This window comes from Pseudoalteromonas sp. DL2-H2.2 (genome assembly GCF_021532535.1).
Classification (GTDB): domain Bacteria; phylum Pseudomonadota; class Gammaproteobacteria; order Enterobacterales; family Alteromonadaceae; genus Pseudoalteromonas; species Pseudoalteromonas rubra_A.
In genome coordinates this window covers 511,023-534,253 of the sequence record NZ_JAKGBD010000003.1, presented here as the reverse complement: position 1 = coordinate 534,253, position 23,231 = coordinate 511,023, and the positions used below count along the sequence as shown (strand labels likewise).

Annotated in this window: 20 protein-coding genes and 1 pseudogene; 10 read left to right on the top strand and 11 right to left on the bottom strand. The window is 50.5% G+C overall.

The genetic code is table 11. From position 1 onward, the window contains the following. Positions 1 to 42 precede the first annotated feature (42 nt). Complete coding sequence (locus tag L1285_RS08035) at positions 43 to 2,280, bottom strand: DNA internalization-related competence protein ComEC/Rec2 (RefSeq protein WP_328285027.1); 2,238 nt, start codon at positions 2,278 to 2,280, stop codon at positions 43 to 45. Between the two features lie 21 nt (positions 2,281 to 2,301). On the opposite strand from L1285_RS08035, the gene L1285_RS08030 reads away from it, so the two are divergent. Further along, on the top strand, positions 2,302 to 2,817 hold the full coding sequence (locus tag L1285_RS08030; protein WP_235411796.1) for a DUF2062 domain-containing protein: 516 nt from the start codon (positions 2,302 to 2,304) through the stop codon (positions 2,815 to 2,817). A gap of 78 nt (positions 2,818 to 2,895) precedes the next feature. On the opposite strand, the gene L1285_RS23955 is transcribed toward L1285_RS08030, so the two are convergent. The 10 genes and pseudogenes from L1285_RS23955 to L1285_RS07980 form a co-directional block, all read right to left on the bottom strand. Then, entirely contained in the window at positions 2,896 to 3,285 is a 390-nt protein-coding gene (locus tag L1285_RS23955) for a CZB domain-containing protein (protein ID WP_235411849.1), read from the bottom strand. A 30-nt stretch (positions 3,286 to 3,315) separates the two neighbouring features. After that, positions 3,316 to 3,576: pseudogene (locus L1285_RS23950) on the bottom strand (methyl-accepting chemotaxis protein); the annotation flags it as partial. 649 nt (positions 3,577 to 4,225) lie between these two features. Beyond that, positions 4,226 to 4,552 (bottom strand): hypothetical protein, encoded by a 327-nt coding sequence (locus L1285_RS08015; protein ID WP_235411795.1) that lies wholly within the window; start codon positions 4,550 to 4,552, stop codon positions 4,226 to 4,228. A 292-nt stretch (positions 4,553 to 4,844) separates the two neighbouring features. Then, a complete protein-coding gene (locus L1285_RS08010; protein WP_235411793.1) occupies positions 4,845 to 5,606 on the bottom strand; it encodes an SDR family oxidoreductase in 762 nt (253 codons plus the stop codon). Positions 5,607 to 5,627: 21 nt separating this feature from the next. Next, positions 5,628 to 6,518 (bottom strand): 3-hydroxyisobutyrate dehydrogenase, encoded by an 891-nt coding sequence (gene mmsB / locus L1285_RS08005; RefSeq protein WP_235411791.1) that lies wholly within the window; start codon positions 6,516 to 6,518, stop codon positions 5,628 to 5,630. An 11-nt stretch (positions 6,519 to 6,529) separates the two neighbouring features. Continuing rightward, entirely contained in the window at positions 6,530 to 7,669 is a 1,140-nt protein-coding gene (locus L1285_RS08000; protein ID WP_235411790.1) for an enoyl-CoA hydratase/isomerase family protein, read from the bottom strand. After that, positions 7,669 to 8,445: an enoyl-CoA hydratase gene (locus L1285_RS07995; RefSeq protein ID WP_046003798.1), complete on the bottom strand. Its 777-nt coding sequence runs from the start codon at positions 8,443 to 8,445 to the stop codon at positions 7,669 to 7,671. The genes L1285_RS08000 and L1285_RS07995 overlap by 1 nt, the downstream gene beginning before the upstream one ends. 12 nt (positions 8,446 to 8,457) lie before the next feature. Next, positions 8,458 to 9,615 carry an acyl-CoA dehydrogenase family protein gene (locus L1285_RS07990; RefSeq protein WP_235411788.1) on the bottom strand — a complete coding sequence of 386 codons (1,158 nt, stop codon included), beginning with the start codon at positions 9,613 to 9,615 and terminating at the stop codon, positions 8,458 to 8,460. 131 nt (positions 9,616 to 9,746) lie between these two features. Further along, positions 9,747 to 11,237 carry a CoA-acylating methylmalonate-semialdehyde dehydrogenase gene (locus tag L1285_RS07985; RefSeq protein ID WP_125782052.1) on the bottom strand — a complete coding sequence of 497 codons (1,491 nt, stop codon included), beginning with the start codon at positions 11,235 to 11,237 and terminating at the stop codon, positions 9,747 to 9,749. Positions 11,238 to 11,306: 69 nt separating this feature from the next. After that, positions 11,307 to 12,485 (bottom strand): acetyl-CoA C-acyltransferase, encoded by a 1,179-nt coding sequence (locus L1285_RS07980; protein WP_235411786.1) that lies wholly within the window; start codon positions 12,483 to 12,485, stop codon positions 11,307 to 11,309. 396 nt (positions 12,486 to 12,881) lie between these two features. Here L1285_RS07980 and L1285_RS07975 point away from each other — a divergent pair, with 396 nt between their 5' ends. From L1285_RS07975 to L1285_RS07935, 9 genes are all read left to right on the top strand, one after another. Continuing rightward, positions 12,882 to 13,274, top strand: coding sequence for a MerR family transcriptional regulator (locus L1285_RS07975; RefSeq protein WP_046003794.1), 393 nt, complete (start codon positions 12,882 to 12,884; stop codon positions 13,272 to 13,274). A 78-nt stretch (positions 13,275 to 13,352) separates the two neighbouring features. Continuing rightward, positions 13,353 to 14,528, top strand: a complete 1,176-nt coding sequence (locus L1285_RS07970; protein ID WP_054016869.1) for an isovaleryl-CoA dehydrogenase — start codon at positions 13,353 to 13,355, stop codon at positions 14,526 to 14,528. A gap of 9 nt (positions 14,529 to 14,537) precedes the next feature. Further along, positions 14,538 to 16,145, top strand: coding sequence for a carboxyl transferase domain-containing protein (locus L1285_RS07965; RefSeq protein ID WP_235411784.1), 1,608 nt, complete (start codon positions 14,538 to 14,540; stop codon positions 16,143 to 16,145). 9 nt (positions 16,146 to 16,154) lie between these two features. After that, positions 16,155 to 16,937: an enoyl-CoA hydratase/isomerase family protein gene (locus L1285_RS07960; protein ID WP_235411782.1), complete on the top strand. Its 783-nt coding sequence runs from the start codon at positions 16,155 to 16,157 to the stop codon at positions 16,935 to 16,937. A 10-nt stretch (positions 16,938 to 16,947) separates the two neighbouring features. Next, positions 16,948 to 18,891, top strand: coding sequence for an acetyl/propionyl/methylcrotonyl-CoA carboxylase subunit alpha (locus L1285_RS07955; protein WP_235411780.1), 1,944 nt, complete (start codon positions 16,948 to 16,950; stop codon positions 18,889 to 18,891). A 1-nt stretch (position 18,892) separates the two neighbouring features. After that, positions 18,893 to 19,801, top strand: a complete 909-nt coding sequence (locus L1285_RS07950) for a hydroxymethylglutaryl-CoA lyase (protein WP_235411778.1) — start codon at positions 18,893 to 18,895, stop codon at positions 19,799 to 19,801. Between the two features lie 35 nt (positions 19,802 to 19,836). Continuing rightward, positions 19,837 to 20,535: a CoA transferase subunit A gene (locus L1285_RS07945; protein ID WP_046003788.1), complete on the top strand. Its 699-nt coding sequence runs from the start codon at positions 19,837 to 19,839 to the stop codon at positions 20,533 to 20,535. 10 nt (positions 20,536 to 20,545) lie between these two features. Then, positions 20,546 to 21,208 carry a CoA transferase subunit B gene (locus L1285_RS07940; RefSeq protein WP_046003787.1) on the top strand — a complete coding sequence of 221 codons (663 nt, stop codon included), beginning with the start codon at positions 20,546 to 20,548 and terminating at the stop codon, positions 21,206 to 21,208. A gap of 401 nt (positions 21,209 to 21,609) precedes the next feature. After that, the gene (locus L1285_RS07935) at positions 21,610 to 23,187 is read left to right on the top strand and encodes a BCCT family transporter (RefSeq protein ID WP_235411775.1); all 1,578 of its coding nucleotides are present in this window, start codon (positions 21,610 to 21,612) and stop codon (positions 23,185 to 23,187) included. Positions 23,188 to 23,231 lie beyond the last annotated feature (44 nt).

The following is a 23,231-nucleotide window of genomic DNA, read 5'->3' as shown; positions in this document are numbered from 1 at the left end:
AACCCGCGTATTGTAGCTGTACTGATGGCAAAACTGAATGCATTATCTTAAGAACCAAAAACTTTTCCTGTCGCGGGCGGTTTCCAATTGAACTTCTGTCCCGGTTATTTTGAATCGAATCTGACCCGCTGTGGCAGTATCCAGCATCTGGCTGCCCGTCGATTGATAACGCGCTACCACCTCATCGTGTGGCAAGCGCCAGGGCGAGTGGTATCCTCGCGAGAACACCACCCATTTAGGTGCAACGGCAGAGACAAACGCCATACTGGATGATGTATTGCTACCGTGATGGGGAGCAAGCAGTATCTCTGCTGGCAGCTTTGCCCGTTGCAATGCCAACAGTGCCTTTTCTGCAACCTGTTCTATATCTCCGGGTAATAGCAGCTCGGTCGTGCCATCACTTATCCTGACCACGCAGGAATTGTTATTGTCGCTGTTCATTGGCTCAACTGGCCACAGAGACTCGATACTCAGTTTGCCCATTTGCACCGTTTTGAGCATGCATAGCGCCTTACCATCCCCCTGGTGGAACCGTTCCAGGGAGCGGCCACCGTCGTAGCGGTATAAATCAGCTAATCCACCATTATGGTCACTGTCATCATGGCTTATCACTGTATGGAGTAACTTAATGCGATGCGCCCGCAAATATGGCTTAATCACATTGTCAAACAGCGAATAACGGGAAAAATAATTGGCGCCGAGGTCAATCAGCGCGCCATTGCCCTGAGTAGTGACCAGTACCGCCGTGCCATGCCCGACATCAAAAACGTCTACCTGCCAGTCGGGTGGCCGTTCTAAGAGGCTGACCATAAGGGCGGCGGACACCGGAACCCAGGCAAATGGCCGGGTCAAGGTACTCAAACACAGTAATAACGCTATATAGCTCAGTATCACCAGCTCTGGTGCCATCGCGCCACTGTGCCACCAATGATAAGGAAATGCGTTTAACCACTGATAGGCCGAGTTGAGCATGGCATCCGGTACAGCTAAAACGGCCCAGCCCGCGGTCATGACGCTGAGCAGGTGTACTAACAGCAGCGGAAAAATCACCACCGACAACAATGGAATGACCACCAGGTTGACTGGTATGCTACTCATGCTAAAGCCATGATAGGAATAAAGGGTAAGCGGTAGCAGAGCCGCAAATAAGCCACATTGTAAATATAACAACAGCTTAACTCGGGACAGGCGCTGCGACTCACGCACTGTGTTGCGAAACACCACAAAAATAGTGGCCACCGCAAAGAAAGAAAAATACAGTCCCAGGTTAAGCACAGCAAAGGGGTTGGCAATTAAGATCACAGTCAGCGCATAGATTAGGGTTCGTGCAGGGCTCAGGTGCCGGGCAAACAAAAAGCAACATGCGCCCAGCAAGGCCATTAACCAGGCGCGCTGCGCCGATACCTGCATGCCACTGAGCCAGACATAGGCCCCGCTTAAGAGCAGCGCAAAGGTAAAATAACCCAGCTGATAATTATGATGCTGAGCCAAACGCGACCACATTAACACCAGGGCAAGCTTGCACAGAGCAAAGCTCAGCGCAAATACAATGGCCACATGCAGGCCGGAAATAGCCAGCAAATGACTAAGACCCAGCGATTGAAAGTAAGCTTTATCGGCTTGCGGTACCGCGCTTTTGTCTCCCGTCAGTATCACATAGTAAAACCAGCTAAAATGCAATCCACCCAGCGCCTGAGACACCCAAGTGCGATAGGCCGATTGCCAGCGTTCGCTATGAGCGTAACTTGCCCTCTCCACTGACAGGCGGCCTTTGTAGAATATCTGATTGCGAAAGGCATAAAGCTCAGCGTCAAATACCGAGAAATTTTTTCGACTACGAAACAGCTTGAGTGTCGCCATGCCTGTCAGTGTTGCCCCGTTTAGATCTGTGGGCAACGCGCCACTTAATGACACATTGGCACGAACACGACGATACCAGGGTACCTTGTAGTGGCCTATGCTTGCCAGCTCAAGGGTGACATAAAGATTCGCGCCTGTGCCAGCGCCTGTGCCAGCGCCTGTGCCAATGACTTTACTGACATTACCGATGACTTTCACTTGCTGCGCTAAGCCTTTTTCAGCAAGCGGTGGTGCATAAACCAACCAATAGTGACAAATCGTCACAAAAATACCTAAAATAAAACCTGCCAAAACACTCGAAAAAGTCTTAAAATACCCGCAGAGAAAAAGGAGCACGCCTGAGCAGACAAACCACTGCCACTGACCCAGATAAAATACTGAGATCAGGCACCCGCTGATCAGGCCGCAGCAGATCAACATCGATGTAAATGGTTGCTTAACATGCCAAAGAAGACGATCCAAAGGTTTCTACCCGATCACAATAAGATCAAACAGCAAAAGTCGCTGAAAATATTCGGTAGTTTGTTACATGATGCAAATCTTTGGCATTTAAATCGCCGCTCGGCGCGTGGGGCCTTTTCCGTAGGCCTGTTCTTTGCGTTCATCCCTGTTCCTTTTCAAATGGTTCTTGCAGCCGCCCTGGCCATTCCTTTTCGCGTTAATCTGCCCTTGTCAATTGCGTTGGTGTGGATCACTAACCCGCTAACTATGCCCCCTATTTTTTACGCATCCTATCAGGTGGGCGCATTCGCACTGGGTCAGGAAGAGCAACCATTTCATTTTGAGGCCAGCTGGAACTGGCTGGTCGAGAGTCTGTCAACCATAGGGCCAGCCTTCATTGTTGGCTCACTGATCTGCGCCTGTATGGCGGCTCTTTTGGGCTTTTTCGTTATTGATTTTCTGTGGCGTCGCTCTGTCAATAAAGCCTGGGCCGCCCGTAATCAGCAATCAAATTAAGAGTCAGATAAAAAGGCAACGTTAATCCTGGAAATAGCCGTGACATGCAAAGCATGCTACGGCTGCAATACTATGCGCTTAATGTTTGCTGCGTGCCTGGCTATCCAAGCCGTTCAGGCAATCAAATACTTCCATACTGGCACTTTCCATATTTCCCAGCATACTTAACAGTTCATCATTATCACCTTTTGCACTGGCCCGTAATGCAGCAATACCCGACTCATGCACTTTTGCATGTGGAGCTTCCAGTCGCCTAAAATCCGAATAAGCAGAAAAGTTTTCCTGCCCTTCTCCTTCATAATACCATTTACCAAGGCGACACTGATGATGATCGACAAACTGGCTTTCAGCATGAGCACCTTCGCCTTTGCGTATCGCTTTATAAATATTAACTTTCCAGACCAAGTGATCCAGCTTGACGGTTTGTATGAAGGTACTCAAACTGGCAGATGAAATCACCTCAGCCATCATTTTTGACGTCGAGGCCATACTGCCCACCGACTCGTTTATCTCCGACGCCGTCGCCGAAACCGTTTCAGTTTCTTCTGTGCTTTTCTTCACATGGTCAAATGCAGTACTGGTATGAGATGTAGTCACGTTCGTCAGGCTGGCAATTTTGTCTGCCGCTTCTGCCGAGCGGCTAGCCAGCGTTCGCACTTCATCGGCAACCACCGCAAATCCACGCCCTTGTTCACCCGCACGGGCTGCTTCAATAGCGGCATTCAAAGCCAGTAAGTTAGTTTGCTCTGCAATACTTTGTACCTGAGATACAAAGGAGTTTATTTCTGATGCCGATTGCGATAGCTGTTCAAAAGAGGTATTCAACAGGTCTGTCTGGCTGGTCAACCCACACAATACTTCTACACAATTCGTTAACCCCGCACTGATCCCCTGGAAATCCTTTAAACTACCCGACAAACGATCTTCTTCCCCTCTTAATAACTCAGCTGAATTAGCAACATCTAGCCGCACAGCATCCAGCATATCCAACGACAGAAAGAAGTTTTGCACAATGGTGCGTTCTGTCTCAACGGCCTTTGCTACCTCAGCAGATTCCTCATAGGCGGTATGAAGCCTTCCTTCAACCACTTCCAAACGTGCCTTAAGATCTTCATTTTCGGTTCTGAGCAATTGCAGCTCGACATTCTGCTCGGAGCTATTGGTGCGCTTTCTAAAAAACATGCAAATTCCTTGTGAAATAAATCTGACTAACGCCTGCTAAAGCATAGCAAAGCAGCAAAATTACGCCATTTTTAACCTTGGACACCGCAATTAAGACAGGCACTGTGCCTTTGGAGTCACCTACCACAAAAAAGACGATAAACGTGGCAACAAAATCAATCACAAGATAACGCTGGCTCTATAGGAAAAAAGAAAGCGCCTGAGGCGCTTTCTTTTGCCGTACTCGCTAATGTAAACGACTGCGATGTGCTGGCATATTAGGTTCCAAAAATTCCCGCTGCAACTTCTGTTGCAGCTGCGTTTTTCCATCACGCGGGGGAAATTGCAAGTGCTGATCCTTTTGCTCGACAGCCTTTGTCGCCTGAATTGCTTGTTGGCTATTCGTTCCAATCACTGAGCCTAATGGCGTCTGCCGATTCTGACACACCAAGCCGATACAGGTAACATCATCATCTATCGTCAGCCAGGTAATATCAGGGTTGTTTGTAACATCTAACTCTGTCAGGTCGGTATCTCCCGCCAGCAACGCTGTTAGCCTGTGGTTCTGCGACACAGTTTAATCACTAAAACCTGCCGAACAAGCTTAATCAATTAAATATTTCATAATGTTTTGCAAGGTACTGGTAAAAGCAAAAACCTGGTTGACTGAAAGGTGAGACCGATGAGAAGAGGCAGTGAAAAAATTCGCATGAGGAAAGTATCTAAAAAGCGGCAGGTATGCGTGGCCTGCCGCTTGATTCAACACACTTTCTTCTTTCGAAGATAAAGGAACATAAGTATGCGAATTCTTTTGTATTGGTTTTAGGTCAAAAATAAAATAAAACCGATACTTAAGCATTAATTTATCAGAGTCTGATCCCGCCGTCAATTTCTACAACACGACCGGTAAAGAAATCATTCTCGATAATATATTTTGCCGTGTGGGCAATCTCGCCAGCTTCACCCAAACGTCCAACAGGTTTCATTTTCAGCAGACGCTCTTTGGCTTCTGGCTTCATTGCGTCGGTCATTTGTGTGCGGATCACGCCCGGTGCGATGGCACCAACACGAATACCGTAACGGCCCAGCTCTTTCGCCCAGGATGTGGTCATAGCAACAACACCGGCTTTGGCTGCCGAGTAGTTGGTCTGACCCATATTGCCCGCACGTGCCACGCTCGACATATTGATGATAACGCCACCTTCCTGGCCCTCTACCATCTTAGTTGCCGCTTCACGGCCGCACAGGAATACCCCAGTCAAGTTGACATCCAGTACCGACTGGAACTGCTGTAGTGACATTTTATCCGTCACTTCACCGTCTTTGGCTTTTAACAGCAGGCCATCGCGCAGAATACCGGCGTTATTAACCAATACCGCGATATTACCCAAGTCTGCCACTATGGCGCTGAATACCTGTTCAACATCGCTCTCCAGGCTCACATTCGCCACATAAGTTTTTACTTCAACATCCAGTGTTCTAAGCTCAGCGGCTGCACTTTGCAGCTGCTCTTCCTGCATATCTACCAATGCCAGCTTGGCACCCATTTTGGCCATTTCCGTTGCCATCGCAAAGCCCAGGCCCTGCGCACCACCGGTGATCACCACCGTTTTGTTCTTTATATCCATGATATTTCAACCCTGCTTCTGTTACTGCTTTTGTGAATAGAGTTTAAAAATAGCACTAAAATCTTCACTGCCACTGCCCTGATTCTGCATCAGGTTGTAGAGATTTTTTGCCAGTGCCCCCATCGGCGTAGCCGAGTTTGTTTGCTGTGCCGCCTGCATCGCCAACCCTAAGTCTTTGGCCATTAAATCAACCATAAAACCAGGTTTATACCCATTTGACGAAGGCACATTCTCTAATACGTCCGGACACGGATTGTATAGCTCCAATGTCCAGTTGCGACCCGAGCTGTTGAGCATAATTTCGCTCAATACTTTTGGATCAAGGCCGTGGTCAACGCCCATTTGCAGTGCTTCACTGGTGCCTGCCATGAGTATTGATAGCAGCATATTATTACAGATCTTAGCGACCTGACCGGCACCCACTGCCCCGGCATGGAAAATATTCTTGCCCATGTCGTTCAGGACCGTCTGCGCTCTGTTAAAGTCAGCGTCGCTGCCACCCACGATAAAGGTTAGCGTGCCAGCCGCAGCACCTGCAACGCCACCGGACACCGGCGCATCAACAAATGCAATGCCAGCCTGCGCCAGCGTATTACCAACAAACTGCGCTGATTCTGCGTCAATGGTTGAGCAGTCAATCACCAGCGTCGACTTTTCAAGATAGTTGATCAATCCATCTTCGCCAGTATAAATCATGCGAACGTGCTTGCTGGCTGGTAGCATGCTTATCACAAAGTCTGCACCTGCGCAGACATCAGACACATTGTCCGCAGCCACAGCGCCGTGCGCTTCAAGCTGCTTTAACGCCTCAACGCTGAGATCAAATACCGTGACCTGGTGACCGGCTTTTACCAAATTGGCTGCCATAGGGCCGCCCATGTTTCCTAAACCTATAAATCCAATCTTTGCCATGTGTTTATTCCTTATAGATCAGCAAGGGGATGTTCACTCTCTTCCCAGCGTGGCGCAAAAAAGCTGTCAATCACTTTGCTATCTACGTCAGCAATGGTCTTAAATTGCCACTGTGGCTGTCCGTCTTTGTCAATCAGCAGTGCACGTACACCTTCACGGAACTCACCCACTTCACCGCAGCGAACCGACATCGCCAGTTCACGCAAGAAGCAGTCCTTCAGTGACAGGCCTTCTGCACGCTTTAGTTGCGCCTGAATTAACACTGCGCTCAAAGGAGAGCCATGCTTGAGGGCTTTTTGCGCTTTGCTCAGCCATTTATTCTCTGTGCTGTCCAGCGCCAGAATGTGCTCAATCTGGGCCTCCAGGGTGTCAAATTCAGCAAGTTGAGCAAAAGACTCAGCCAGTGGCTTAATTTCGCTGCGTGGTGGAATGTGCGATGCTTCATCAAGAGAGATAAGTAACTGGGTCAGCTTCTCGTGATTGAGCACATTGGTTTTGCCCCAGTTTACTTCGCTGAGATTATGCAGCAGCATATCCAGGCGCTCGCCATCCATATAATGATCGGCCAGGCCAACAAACTTGGCATCGGTGGCATTAATGGAAGCACCGGTCAGGCCCAGGAACAAGCCAACGCCCTCTGGCATCTTGTTCAGGAAGTAGCTACCGCCAACGTCCGGATACAAGCCTATGGTGATTTCCGGCATCGCAATGCGGGATGATTCGGTCACCACACGGTGACTGGCACCGGCCATTAGACCAAGACCGCCACCCATGATGATGCCATTGCCCCAAAGCAGGACAGGTTTATCATAATTGTGGATGTGGTAATCAAGGCGATATTCCTCACCAAAGAAGACTTCGAGATGATTATTGCCATCTTCCGCAGCCATTGCATTGTACAGGCTAACTACATCACCACCGGCACAAAAGGCTTTTTCACCTGCGCCTTTGAGCAGCACCATAGCTATCTGCTCGTCTTCAGCCCAAGCTTTCAACTGTGGATCCAATAAGCGGATCATTTCCAGGTTCAGTGCGTTAAGTGCTTTTGGCGCATTGAGGGTGGCAACCGCCACCTTCATGCCGTTATTACAGTGCGCCAACTCAAATACCACTGGGGCATCTGCCTGGTTCAGTAACTGTAATTCAACCATTAGCCATTCACCCAGTTTGCTTTACGTTTTTCCAAGAAGGCATTGACGCCTTCTTTTTGGTCTTGTGTGTCGAACAATGTCACGAACAGCTCACGCTCAAGCGGCAATGCACTGTTGATGGTGCCAGTGCGACCTTTTTGGATCAGGGCTTTACAGGCGGTCACAGCCACCGGGCTTTGATCTTCTACTTTCTTAGCCAGCTCCAGTGCAGCTTCCAGCGCTTTGCCCTGCTCAACCACTTCTTCAACCAGTCCAATCTGCTGAGCTTTATCTGCTTTGAGGCGTTCACCACATAAGATCATGCGCTTCGCCCAGCCTTCACCGACCAGCCAGGACAGATTTTGTGTACCACCTGCACAAGGCAGCAAGCCCACTTTGGCCTCTGGCAGTGCCATTTGCGCCTGCGCTTCTGCGATACGAATATCACAGGCCAGCGCGACTTCCAGACCACCTCCCATCGCAAAGCCGTTGATGGCCGCAATAGACACACCGCGGAAATCACTCAGGGTTTCAAATGCTTCGCCAAATACGCGAGACATATCCGCCGCAACGCCTTTGTCGCCATCGGCAAACACATTCAGGTCGGCGCCCGCAGAGAAGAACTTTTCACCTTCGCCGGTGATCACCAAAGAGTAAATGTTTTTATCTGCGTTTAGCTCGTTTACCAGCTCTTTCAGACCGACCAGCGTGTCGCGAGTCCAGGTGTTTGCCGGTGGATTGGACATAGTCACAATCGCGATATGGCCTTGTTTTTCGAGTTTCAATTGTGCTGACATAATGATGCTCCTCTACAGTACGCTTGCTGCGCCTTCGGCTAGAATTCGGCGTGCAATGATCACCCGCATGATCTCATTGGTGCCTTCCAGGATTTGGTGAACGCGTACATCACGCAGGTGGCGCTCTAGTGGGTATTCTTTGATGTAGCCATAACCACCGTGGATCTGTAATGCATCATCACAAACCTTAGTACCAACGTCGGTCGCAAAGCGTTTAGCCATGGCACAGTAAGTGGTTTTTTCACTGTCGTTGCTGTCCAGTTTGAACGCCGCCAGACGGACCATCTGACGCGCAGCAACCAGTTCCGTGTTCATATCGGCAATCTTAAACTGCAGTGCCTGAAATGCAGCGAGGGGCTTACCAAACTGCTGGCGCTCCTGCATATATTCTTTGGCTGTGTTCAGTGCCTGTTGTGCAGTACCGATTGAACAGGTTGCAATATTAATACGTCCGCCATCCAGGCCCTGCATGGCAAACTTAAAGCCTTCACCTTCTTCGCCCATCAGGTTAGCCGCCGGAATACGGACATTTTCCAATGTTACCAGGCGGGTTGGCTGGGCATTCCAGCCCATTTTCTCTTCGGCTTTACCATAGATAACGCCCTCGGCATCTGCCGGAACAACAAACGCAGAAATGCCTTTCGGACCGTCTTCACCGGTACGTGCCATCACCACCAGCACATCGGTTTCACCCGCGCCCGAGATAAACATTTTTGACCCATTCAGGACATACTCGTCCCCTTCCAGTACCGCTTTGGTTTTCAGTGATGCCGCATCAGAGCCTGAACCTGGTTCGGTCAGGCAGTAAGATGCCAGTAGCTCACCCATCACCAATTGATCCATGTACTGATCTTTTACTGCCTGAGTTGCAAAACTGGCAATCATCCAGGTGGCCATATTATGTATGGTCAGCATTGCCGTTGTGGCCGTACAGCCCATCGACAATTGTTCAAAGATAATGCTTGAATCAAGACGCGACAGGCCCAGACCACCCGCTTCTTCTGGTGTGTATAGGCCACAAAAGCCCAGTTCACCGGCCTTTTTAATCACGTCTTTCGGGAAAATATGTTTTTGATCCCATTCAGCGGCATGGGGCGCCAGCTCGCTCATGGCAAACTGATAGGCGGTTTCGGCAAAAGCCTGTTGATCTTCGTTGAGATTAAAGTCCATAAAGACCTCACTTGTTGTCATTGCGGGCAAAGTGATGATTCTGCCCGGCGTTATTCTTATGTACCTGAGTCTCAGGCATTACTACGAGCGGCCCGGGCAAGTGCCGGGCCTGATAGGTTAACTGACTGGCGTTATCGCAGGTTGATACTCATATTTGGGCCCGTTACGGCCTCATCGGCAAACCAGCGTGAAGTAATGGTCTTGGTTTCGGTGTAGAAACGCACGCCCTGCTTACCATAGGTGTGTTGGTCGCCATAGAAAGAGTTTTTCCAGCCGGTGAATGAGAAGAACGGTAGTGGCACCGGAATAGGAATATTAATGCCCACCTGGCCTACTTCGATTTCATTCTGGAATTTACGTGCAGCTGCGCCGCTTGCCGTAAACAGAGACGTACCGTTACCGTAAGGGCTGTTATTGACCAGTTCAATGGCCTCTTCCAGAGTATCAACACATACGCAGTTCAGTACGGGGCCAAAGATCTCCTGCTTGTAGATGTCCATGTCTGGTGTGACGTCTGTGAACAACGTTGGACCAACCCAGTTGCCGTTTTCGTAGCCTTCAACCGTAAAGTCTGAGCCATCCAACAGACAAGTTGCACCTTGTTGTTTACCGCTTTCTATCAGCGACAGAATACGTGCTTTTGCCTGAGCCGAGGTTTGCGGGCCATAAGCCGCTTCAGGGTCGTTCCACACACCTGGACGTACTTTTTCAAGACCGGCTTTTAAGTCGTCAATCCATTCTTTGGATTTACCAACGAACACGGCAACCGAGATACCCATACAACGCTGACCCGCTGCACCGACAGATGCACCCACCAGGTTGTTAATGGTTTGCTCGCGACTGGCATCTGGCATGATCACCATGTGGTTTTTCGCGCCTACACAGGCCTGAACACGTTTCAGGTTCTCAGTGCCTTTACTGTAGATGTAAGAACCAACACCACACGAGCCCACGAAAGAAATCGCGCGCACTTCAGGGGCTGTCAGGATTTGGTCTACCTGCTCTTTGGCACCGTGTACCACTTGTAGCACGCCTTTTGGTGCGCCCGCTTCTTCGAACAGCTCTACCAAACGCATCGGTGTAAGAGGATCTTGCTCAGACGGCTTTAATACGAAGGTGTTACCACACACAATCGCCATTGGGAACATCCACAATGGGATCATCGCCGGGAAGTTAAATGGAGTGATCCCCGCACATACGCCCAGCGGTTGAATATAAGAATAAGTGTCAATGTTACGGGCAACGTTCTCAACCGTTTCGCCCATCATCAGCGCCGGCGCATTGGCCGCCTGCTCAACCACTTCAATACCACGCCATACATCGCCTTTGGCATCTTCAAAGGTCTTACCAAGCTCATGGCAGATGATAGTCGCAATCTCTTCCTGGTGTTCTTTTAATAAAGCCGCATAGCGCATCATGATACGCGCTCGTTCTGTTACCGGCACATTGCGCCAGGTTTTAAATGCTTCTTGTGCAGATGAAATCGCAGCCTGAACTTCTTCGTGCGTCGCGCACGGCACCTGTGCCAGCACTTCCTGATTGGCCGGATTGACGACATCCAGCCACTTCTCTGACTGAGACTGGGTAAATTCACCGTTGATGTATAATGGTACCTGGTGCATGTGCACTCCTCCCCCAATTAAAACGAAAAAGCGCCGCTTAATTATTGTCGTTGCGGCGCTATACTTAACTTAAACTTCGACGGCCAATGCCACCGCTTCGCCACCACCGATACACAGTGAGGCAATGCCTTTCGATAAACCGCGATTGCGCAGAGCATGAATAAGCGTTACCAGAATACGCGCGCCGCTCGCACCTATTGGATGACCCAGTGCACACGCACCACCGTTCACGTTTACTTTACTCTGTTCCAGACCAAGCTCGCTGATAGCCAACATAGTCACCATAGCGAACGCTTCGTTGATCTCCCACAGGTCGACATCGTCTTTAGACCAGCCTGTTTGCTCAAGCAGTTTATTCATTGCACCTACAGGTGCCACAGTGAACTCGGCAGGCGCCTGAGAGTGTGTGGTGTGACCAGCAATTTTACACAGTGGTGTTAAACCGTGACGTTTCGCTTCTGATTCGCTCATCAATACCAGTGCTGCTGCACCGTCAGAGATAGAAGACGAGTTCGCTGCCGTGATGGTGCCATCTTTTTTGAACGCCGGACGCAGTGATGGGATTTTATCCGGGCGTGCATTGCCGGGCTGTTCATCAATCGCTACTTCCACGTCACCTTTACGAGTAGCAATGGTGTGGGCAGCAATTTCATTATTAAAGCTGCCGTTTTCAATGGCGGCGTTGGCTTTGCTCAGAGAGCTCAGCGCAAACTCATCCATGTTGTCACGGGTAATGCCGTATTGATCGGCCGTATCTTGTGCGAAGCAACCCATTGCTTTATTGTCGTAAGCATCTTCCAGGCCGTCTGCCATCATGTGATCTTTGATTTCACCATGACCCATGCGCATACCACCACGCGCTTTAGGAATGAAGTAAGGAGCATTAGTCATGCTTTCCATACCACCGGCGATGGCGTTTTTAATGCTGCCTGCTTTGATCAAATCGTGCGCAAACATAGCGGCTTTCAAACCAGAACCACAGACTTTATTAATAGTCGTTGCGCCCGTTGAACGAGCCAGACCTGCATGTAACATCGCCTGACGCGCTGGCGCCTGACCTAATCCGGCTGGCAGTACACAGCCCATGATCACTTCATCAATACTGGCATCTGACAGGCCAGTCTCGGTCATCACCGCTTTGATTGCGGTTGCACCTAAGTCAGTAGCACTGGCACCTGACAGGCTACCCATGAATCCACCCATTGGGGTGCGTTTTGCGGCGACAATGACAACAGCTTCGTTACTCATTAAAAAAACTCCTGTTTACAAGCAAGTTGCTTGCTTTTAGTAATCTCTTACGTCGAGCATACCTAATATTTACGTTTACGCCAACGTAAATCTAAAATCAAGCAAATTGCGATCTCTGAAAGTGTAAAGTTAAGTTGCACATCGAGGTTGCCACTGGCGTGACTTCCGATGTGTCGTCCTCCTCGCCGTTCAGTCGCGGACAACGCGACGATACTGCTGTGTGACGTACCATCTGGAGTGCCTCAGCGGGTCTTCTGTAAGCTACACGAATACCTAAAGTAGACCAGTATGGGCGATTGCGATATGCGACCAATGGATGAAACAAACGCCATACTTTACCTTTACGTAAACTTCACTTATATTGGACAAATCAGTTTTGATGTAAGTGCGTAAACGATGCTAGACAACAAAGAACCAACTTATTCAATCAGCGAACTCGCCAAGGAGTTTGATATTACCACCCGAAGTATTCGGTTTTATGAAGATCAGGGATTACTTTCACCTGAACGCCATGGCCAGACCCGCATTTATTCCAAGCGTGACAAAGTGCGCCTGAAACTCATTCTGCGTGGTAAGCGATTAGGCTTCACCCTGGCAGAAACCGGTCGTTTGTTCGAGCTTTACGACGCCGATAAATCAAGCGCCAAACAGCTTCATACTATGCTGCAACTGATCGAAGAAAAAAAGGCCGATCTGAGTCAGCAAATGGACGACATTAAAGTGGTCCTGATGGAGCTGGTAACAGCGGAGCGCCGCTGTCTGGATACTTTAAAAAATTTAGACGAATAGTGATTGAGCAATGTAGCACTTAAAGCGAGTCGCGGCGAGTGCTTGATCAAGAATAACTCTCACACAGGATAACTACAGATGAGCACAGTATCACTTTATAAAGAACTTAACTTTGGCCTGGGCGAAACAGCGGACATGATCCGTGACCACGTCAACAGCTTTGCCAGCAGCGAAATCGCCCCACTGGCAGAAAAAACCGACGAAGAAAATGCTTTCCCGAATGAAATGTGGCCTAAGTTTGGCGACATGGGCCTGCTGGGCATCACAGTGCCGGAAGAATTTGGTGGTGCCAACATGGGCTATCTGGAACATGTCATTGCGATGGAAGAGATCAGCCGTGCCAGCGCCTCAATCGGCTTAAGTTACGGTGCGCACTCAAACTTGTGTGTAAACCAGATCAACCGCAATGGTAACCAGGCACAAAAAGAAAAATACCTGCCTAAACTGGTTTCCGGCGAGCACATTGGCGCACTGGCCATGAGTGAACCAAACTCGGGCTCTGATGTGGTATCCATGAAACTCAAAGCCGAGAAAAAAGGCGATAAGTTTATTCTTAACGGCAATAAAATGTGGATCACCAATGGTCCGGATGCCGACGTCTTTGTGATCTATGCAAAAACCGATTTAGAAGCCGGTCCGCGTGGGATCACTGCATTCATCGTTGAGAAAAACTTTCCTGGCTTTTCTACTGCTCAAAAGCTCGACAAACTGGGCATGCGTGGTTCGAACACCTGTGAGCTGGTTTTTGAAAATTGTGAAGTACCTGAAGAGAATATTCTGGGTAACTATAATGAAGGCGTTAAGGTCCTGATGAGTGGTCTGGATTATGAACGTGTGGTACTGGCCGGTGGCCCGCTTGGGATCATGCAGGCTTGTATGGATGTGGTTGTGCCTTATATCCATGAGCGTAAGCAGTTCAATCAGTCTATTGGTGAATTCCAGCTTGTACAGGGCAAAATCGCCGACATGTATACGCAAATGAATGCAGCACGCTCTTATGTCTATACAGTGGCGAAAGCCTGCGACCGTGGCGAAACCACCCGTAAAGATGCCGCAGGTGCAATTCTGTATGCCGCCGAGCTGGCAACTAAAATGGCGCTCGATGCAATTCAGTTGCTGGGCGGTAACGGTTACATCAATGAATATCCAACCGGACGCTTACTGCGTGATGCCAAACTGTATGAAATTGGCGCGGGCACCTCTGAGATCCGCCGTATGCTGATCGGTCGTGAGCTGTTCACCGAAAGCCGCTAAGGAGGCAGCATGACAGTACTAAACTCGACTGTTAATAGTCATGATCCGCAGTTTAAGGCAAACCAGGATGCGATGGCGTCTCTGGTTGCCGACCTCAATGATAAGGTCGCCACATTATCTATGGGCGGCGGTGAAGCGCTGATCGCCCGCCACCAGAGTCGCGGCAAGCTATTTGTCCGTGACCGCATTGAACATCTACTTGACGAGGGCTCTCCGTTTTTAGAGATCTCTCAGTTTGCCGCCTTCGGCGTGTATGAACAGGATATTCCCTGCGCCGGTGTAGTGGCCGGTATTGGCCGGGTAAAAGGCGTGGAGTGCATGATAGTGGCGAACGACGCCACAGTGAAAGGCGGTACCTATTTCCCGCTAACGGTTAAGAAGCACCTGCGCGCTCAAGAAATTGCAGAACGTTGCCACCTGCCCTGCATTTATTTAGTTGACTCGGGTGGTGCAAACCTGCCTGAGCAAGATGAAGTATTCCCGGATAAACTGCACTTTGGCCGTATTTTCTATAACCAGGCGCGTATGTCTGCCAAAGGCATCCCGCAAATTGCTGTGGTGATGGGCCTGTGTACCGCCGGTGGTGCATACGTACCAGCAATGGCCGATGAAAGTATCATAGTAAAAGAACAAGGGACGATATTCCTCGCGGGCCCGCCACTGGTAAAAGCGGCAACCGGTGAGGAAGTCAGCGCCGAGGACCTCGGTGGTGCCGATGTGCACTGCAAAGTATCCGGGGTTGCTGACCATTATGCGGAAAACGATGAGCACGCGCTGTCTATCGCCCGCCAATGTGTATCCCGCCTCAATCACCAACGCCCTGTTCGCCCCGTTCTGAAAGACTTTAAAGCACCAAGATACGATATTCGTGAGATCTACGGCATCGTCGGAACAGACCTGAAAAAGCCGTTTGACGTACGCGAAGTCATTGCCCGTATCGTGGACGACTCACAGTTTGATGAATTCAAACGCTACTTTGGTGAAACCCTGGTTACCGGCTTTGCCGAAATTTATGGCCATCCAGTTGGGATCGTCGCCAATAACGGGATTTTATTCTCCGAGTCGGCGCAAAAAGGCGCGCACTTTATTCAGCTCTGTGCCCAGCGTAACATTCCGCTGCTGTTCTTGCAGAACATCACCGGCTTTATGGTAGGTCAAAAATACGAAGCCGAAGGCATTGCCAAACACGGCGCAAAAATGGTTACCGCTGTGTCTTGTGCAGACGTGCCGAAATTTACCGTGCTGATCGGTGGCTCTTATGGTGCCGGTAACTACGGCATGTGTGGCCGAGCCTATGAACCCACCATGATGTGGATGTGGCCAAATGCCCGTATCTCTGTCATGGGTGGCGAGCAGGCTGCCGGCGTACTGACACAGGTTCGTCAGGACGGTCTGGCACGTAAAGGTCAGTCGATGAGTGATGAAGAAGTGGCAGAGTTTAAAAAGCCCATTGTCGAGCAATACGAAAAGCAAGGCCACCCCTACTACGCCAGTGCGCGCTTGTGGGACGATGGCATTATCGATCCTGCCGACACGCGTACGGTTCTTGGTCTGGCGCTTGAAGCGGCTGCCAATGCACCAGAGCAGAATTCAAAATTCGGCATTTTCCGGATGTAAGGAGGCCCTATGTCAGTAACCTTAAATATCACCAAGAGCAAAGTCGCCATTTTGGAGCTTAGCCGCCCGGAAAAGCACAATGCCTTCAATGCTGAGGTCATTGCCGAGCTAATTAAAAGTATTGAATACGCCAACGAGCTGGATATTCGTGCATTGGTTTTAAAAACTAATGGCAAGCACTTCTCTGCAGGTGCCGATCTGGTGTGGATGAAGTCCATGGCCGGCAATAACTACGACGAGAACGTCGCTGATTCTATGGAGCTGGCCAAACTGATGAAAGTGCTGGCAAACAGCCCGCATCCAACGGTTTGTTTGGTTCAGGGCGCTGCATTTGGTGGTGCGCTGGGCCTCATTGCGTGCTGTGACATCGCCGTTGCGACCCCGGATGCTAAATTCTGTCTGAGCGAAGTCAAGCTGGGGCTTATCCCCGCCGTGATCAGCCCCTATGTGATCCGCGCCATTGGCGAGCGTCAGGCACGTCGCTATTTCCTCAGTGCAGAGATATTTACTGCAGACAAAGCACTGAACATGGGCCTTATTCACGAAATCGCCGAAGACTTAGCCGGTGCCGAATCTCACTTTATTGAAACCCTGCTGAACAATGGTCCTGTCGCGGTCAAAAGTGCCAAGGCATTGATCGACGAGGTCGCAGGCCATGCCATTGATGACACACTGATTGCACACACCGCAAAACGGATCGCAGAGATCCGCGTTAGCGAAGAAGGACAGGAAGGCCTGAGCGCCTTTTTCGACAAACGTGCCCCCGGCTGGCAAAACGCGGCCAGCAAGTAAGGAGTACACTATGTTAAAGAAAATTCTGATAGCCAACCGTGGCGAAATCGCCTGTCGCGTCATGCGCAGCGCCAAGCGCCTGGGTCTGAGCACCGTGGCGGTTTACTCCGATGCTGATGCTAATGCCATGCACGTCCAACAGGCTGACGAGGCCTATCACATAGGTCCGGCACCAAGTAAAGATTCCTACCTGGTTGCTGAGCGCATTCTGGACGTTGCTAAGCGTGCCGGTGCGGATTGTATCCATCCGGGTTACGGATTCTTGTCTGAAAACGAAGCCTTTGCCCAGGCCTGTGAGCAGGCCGATATCGCCTTTATTGGTCCGCTGGCCAGTTCAATAGAAGCCATGGGATCAAAAACCCGCGCCAAAGAGATCATGGCCGAGGCCAATGTGCCTTTAGTGCCCGGCTATTACGGCAAGCAACAAGATACTGATTTTCTGGCTCAGGAAGCCGAGAAAGTGGGCTACCCGGTGCTGATTAAAGCCGCTTACGGTGGTGGCGGTAAAGGTATGCGCGTAGTGCGCGAAGCCAGTGAATTTATCAGCGCCCTTGAAGGCGCAAAGCGTGAGGCCGCAGCCAGTTTTGGTAATGACCTGGTGCTGCTGGAGCGTTTTGTCGATAAGCCGCGCCATGTTGAAGTACAAGTATTTGCCGACAGCCATGGTAATTGCGTGTATCTGGGCGACCGCGACTGCTCATTGCAGCGCCGCCACCAAAAAGTCATAGAAGAAGCCCCTGCCCCGGATCTGAGTGCAGAGCTGCGCCGTGAAATGGGTGAAGCCGCCGTGCGCTGTGCCCAGGCTATCAACTACCGCGGTGCCGGTACCGTTGAGTTCTTACTGTGTGGTGACGAGTTCTTCTTTATGGAAATGAACACGCGCCTGCAAGTAGAACACCCGGTGACGGAAATGGTCACCGATCAGGACTTAGTTGAGTGGCAAATTCGTGTCGCCAACAACGAAGTTCTGCCACTAACCCAGGACGAGATCCGTCTCAGCGGCCACAGCTTCGAAGCACGTATTTATGCCGAAGATCCGCAGGAAAACTTTATGCCCTGCTCTGGCGTATTGTCTCACCTGGGCTTCCCACAAGCCAAAGACGGTGTGCGTATCGATACCGGTGTACAACAAGGTGATGAGATCAGCCCATTTTATGACCCGATGATCGCCAAGTTGATTGTGCACGGTCGCGACCGTCGTACTGCGCTGTTAAAATTACGCAGCGCGCTGGCCGAGGTACACCTGGCCGGTCTGAAGAGCAATATTGCCTTCTTACATCATCTGGCAGGCCACCCGGCATTCAGTACCACAGCACCGGATACCCACTTTATTGACACCCAAACCGAGACGCTGACAGCATCTCAGGCGCCCAATGACTTGTTGGTTTGTCTGGCCAGTGCGGCCTATCTGGCGCATCAGCAGGCAGAAAAAGTCACCTCGCCGTGGCAGCTGTCGGGCTTTAAGCTCAACCAGCCGCGTCGCCAGGCATTGCCATTTGCCGACCATCTGGTGATAGCCGAAGCCAGTGGCAATCAGTGGCAAGTGTTTTATCAAGACCTCGACCATACGATGGATGTGCGCCTGGATGGTCACAGCCTGGTCGCTAATCTGGATGGTAAACGTTTGCTGGCGGATGTGGTGATCACCGAAGAGCAGATCACAGTGATGTTCGGTCCCTATCAATTTGATGTGGCGCTTAAGTCTAAGCACTACGTCAGCGAGCATGAACATCAGGAAGCACCATTGGCTGCGCCACTGAACGGCACGGTCGTGAAACACCTGCAAAGTGTTGGCGCTCAGGTGAGCAAAGGCGACCCTGTGGTGGTTATCGAGGCAATGAAAATGGAATACACCCTGAATGCGCCGTTTGATGGCACGCTCACCAGCTATTGTTTCGACGAAGGCGAGCTGGTCAGTCACGGCGCTATGCTTGCGATTGTTGAGGAGGCCTGAAATGGCGAACTATCCAGCCCAGGTCAAAATAGTTGAAGTAGGTGCACGTGATGGCCTGCAAAACGAATCCAGTGTATCAACCGGGGCGAAAATCGCGCTGGTCAATGCACTGGCCGACGCGGGTTTGAAACACATTGAGGCCGGGGCATTTGTCTCGCCAAAATGGGTGCCGCAAATGGCCGACTCCAGTGATGTGATCCAGGGCTTTGTGCGTCGTGAGGGCGTTGAGATCAGCGCCCTTACGCCAAATCTCAAAGGCGCCGAACTGGCGCTTGCCAATCAGGTTGACGAGTTTGCGATTTTCACCGCTGCCAGCGAAGCCTTTACACAAAAAAACATCAACTGCTCCATTGGAGAAAGTATTGAACGCTTTCGCCCGGTGGTTGAGCTTGCACAAAAAAACAACATCAAAGTCAGAGGCTACGTAAGCTGCGTGGTTGGCTGCCCGTATCAGGGAGAGGTCGAACCAAAGCAGGTGCTGTCGGTGTGTAAACAATTATTGGCATTGGGCTGCTATGAGATCAGCCTGGGCGACACCATAGGGGTGGGCACAGCCGATCAGGTCAGACAGCTGCTCACGTTATTACTGTCACATATCCCGGCTGAGCGCCTTGCCGTGCACTTTCATGATACCTATGGCCAGGCTTTGACAAACATACATACCGCACTGGAAATGGGCATTGCCACCATAGATTCAGCCGTTGCCGGACTGGGTGGTTGTCCCTATGCTAAGGGCGCGTCAGGAAATGTTGCCACTGAGGATGTTGTTTACTTGCTGCAAGGACTTGGCATTGACAGTGGAATTGATTTAGAAAGACTGGCAAAAGCAGGCTGGCAGATTTGTGAGGCGCTGGATAAAGCGCCAGTAAGCAAGGTGTCTCTGGCGCTGAAAAACAGCTGCCAGTCATAACAACCGAAAAACAACGAACAACTAGGAGTGGGCTAATGGCCGGTTTCGATAAAGTAGTTTCAAGCTATGAAGCAGCAATGGAGGGCCTCAAAGATGGCGATACCATTATTGCCGGTGGCTTTGGATTATGTGGTATTCCAGAAGGGTTAATTGCAGAAATTAAGCGCAAGCAAACCAAAGAGCTGACCGTGGTCTCTAACAACTGTGGGGTTGATGACTTTGGTTTGGGTATTTTGCTCCATGACCGCCAAATCAAGAAAATCATTGCTTCTTACGTGGGTGAAAACGCCCTGTTTGAGCAACAGCTGTTAGACGGCATTATCGACGTTGAACTGACGCCTCAGGGCACTTTAGCAGAGAAAATGCGCGCAGGCGGTGCAGGTATCCCGGGTTTTTATACCGCGACCGGCTATGGCACCCCAGTTGCCGAGGGTAAAGAAGTCAAAGAGTTCGATGGCCGTCCTTACATTCTTGAAGAGTCTATCACTGGCGAATTCGCCATCGTTAAAGCGTGGAAGGCTGATCGCTACGGCAACCTGGTATTCCGCCACACCGCGATGAATTTCAACCCTATGGCTGCAACGGCGGGTAAAATTACCGTTGCCGAGGTCGAAGAAATCGTCGAGCCGGGCGAGCTGGCACCGAGCGAGATCCACACACCGGGGATCTATGTTAATCGCGTAATTCAGGGTAGCTTTGAAAAACGCATCGAACGTGTCACAACCCGTAAGTAAGGAGATCACCATGGCTTTAAATCGTGAACAAATTGCAATGCGCGTGGCGCAGGAGCTTCAGGACGGTTATTACGTTAACCTGGGCATTGGTATCCCTACTCTGGTTGCCAACTACGTGCCTCAGGGTATCGAGGTAATGCTGCAATCTGAAAATGGCCTTTTAGGTATGGGTCCTTACCCAACAGAAGACCAGGTCGATGCAGATATGATCAATGCGGGTAAAGAAACCGTGACAGCAGCCACAGGTGCGGCTATTTTTAATAGCGCCGAAAGCTTTGCCATGATCCGCGGTGGTCATGTAGACTTGACGGTACTGGGTGCATTTGAAGTGGATCAGAATGGCAATATTGCCTCCTGGATGATCCCGAAAAAGTTAATCAAAGGCATGGGTGGCGCGATGGATTTGGTTGCAGGTGCACAAAACATCGTAGTGACCATGACTCATGCCAGCAAGCACGGCGATTCAAAGTTACTAGAGTCTTGTACTCTGCCGCTGACCGGCGTGAACTGTGTGAAAAAGATCGTCACAGATTTAGCTGTGCTTGAAGTGAAAGATGGCGCGTTCCATTTGCTAGAGCGCGCACCGGGTGTTAGTGTAGACGAAATTATCAGCAAAACTGCAGGCAAACTTATCGTCGATGGCGATGTTCCTGAAATGCAGTTTGCCAGCTAAATAAACACGGTCTGACACGAAAACACCAACTATGTACCGACCTCATTCCCAGTGCCAAAGGCGCTGAGTTACCCAAAATCCCTCGCAAGAGGGATTTTTTTTACCTGTTTTACCCGTAACTGGTGCGATTTTATTCAGTTAATAGCCCATTCATTTACTTTTATATTCTAACGCTTACACTTATAAACTAAGACTTTTCGGCAAGGTGGTACACATACCCCGTTTTGGTCGGTTTATCTTAATTACATCGAAACGTCTTTTGGACGATAAGAAGACGATTGTGATGGCAAGCCACTGGCGTGCCCATTACCGCTGTAACTAACATAAACCCATCGCATGCACTTTGCATCAAAGCCGGGTATTACAACTTTGCCATTTCATTTCTCAACTATGAGGTAACAATGGCAGACAATCACGATAAGTATAGTATCGATAATACTGACTATACGGTGGGCCAGGACAACGTACAAAAATGGGGGTTTGATGTTCACAACCCGGTTTTTGGCGTCAGTGCAGGCCTGATCTTATTATTTCTAATTGCAATCCTGGTCAGCGACGCCGAATCGGCAAAGGCAACACTGGATGGCCTGAAGTGGAAAATCATCGGCGCGTTTGATGCCGTCTTTATGTGGTCGGGTAACTTCTTTGTGCTGTTTTGCCTGGCCCTGGTGCTCTCTCCCTATGGCAAAATCCGCCTTGGTGGCGACGCGGCCAAACCTCAGTACACCACCCTCTCCTGGCTGGCCATGCTGTTTGCCGCGGGTATGGGGATTGGGCTGATGTTCTGGGGCGTTGCCGAGCCGGTGGCCTATTACACTGGCTGGTTTAAAACCCCGCTGAATGTTGTACCCAATACACCTGAAGCTGCGGAAATGGCCATGGGCGCCACTATGTACCACTGGGGCTTGCACCCCTGGGCGATTTACGCCGTCGTCGCGCTCTCTCTGGCTTTCTTTGCCTATAACAAAGGCCTGCCGCTGTCTATTCGATCTATTTTCTATCCTTTGTTAGGCGACAGAGCCTGGGGCTGGCCGGGTCATATCATAGATATTCTGGCGGTGCTGGCCACCTTATTTGGTCTGGCGACCTCGCTTGGCCTGGGCGCACAACAAGCCAGCGCCGGGATCCAGCATGTGTTTGGTATAGAGGCAGGTCTGGGACTACAGATCATGGTGATTGTGGGCGTCACTTTGCTGGCCATCATTTCTGTGGTGCGTGGCATTGAAGGGGGCGTTAAAGTGCTCAGTAACACCAATATGCTGATCGCGTTTGCTCTGCTCCTGTTTGTCATGCTGGCCGGCTTTGCCGTGGCGCTTGGTAATATTCCCACCACCATTATGGCCTATGTAGAGAACATTATTCCATTGAGTAACCCACACGGGCGTGACGACGAAGCCTGGTTCCAGGGCTGGACTGTGTTTTACTGGGCCTGGTGGATCTCCTGGTCACCGTTTGTTGGCATGTTTATCGCGCGCGTCTCTGAAGGCCGTACCATTCGCGAATTTATCATCGCTGTGCTGCTGATCCCGACTTTAGTCACAACCTTGTGGATGTCGGTATACGGTGGCATCGCCATTGATCAGGTGAAATCTGGCGTTGGAGCACTAGGTGAAAATGGCCTGACCCAGGTGCCACTGGCCATGTTTGAAATGTTTGAGCAACTGCCAATGAGCGATCTCTTGTCATTTGTCGCCATCGTACTCGTGCTGGTATTCTTTATCACCTCGTCGGATTCAGGTTCTCTGGTCATAGACAGCATTACGGCCGGCGGTAAAATTGATGCCCCTATTCCGCAGCGGGTATTCTGGGCCACAGTAGAAGGTGCTATCGCTGCGGCGCTGCTGTGGATCGGCGGCACAGAGGCCATACAAGCCTTGCAGGCGGGTGCCATCTCAACCGGTCTGCCATTTACTCTGGTACTGCTGCTGATGTGTCTGAGCCTGATCCTCGGGCTGCGCACAGAGCAGACCAAGCCCTGAATAAAGGTATATCTGTAACAGGATAGGGATTGGAAATGGCATGT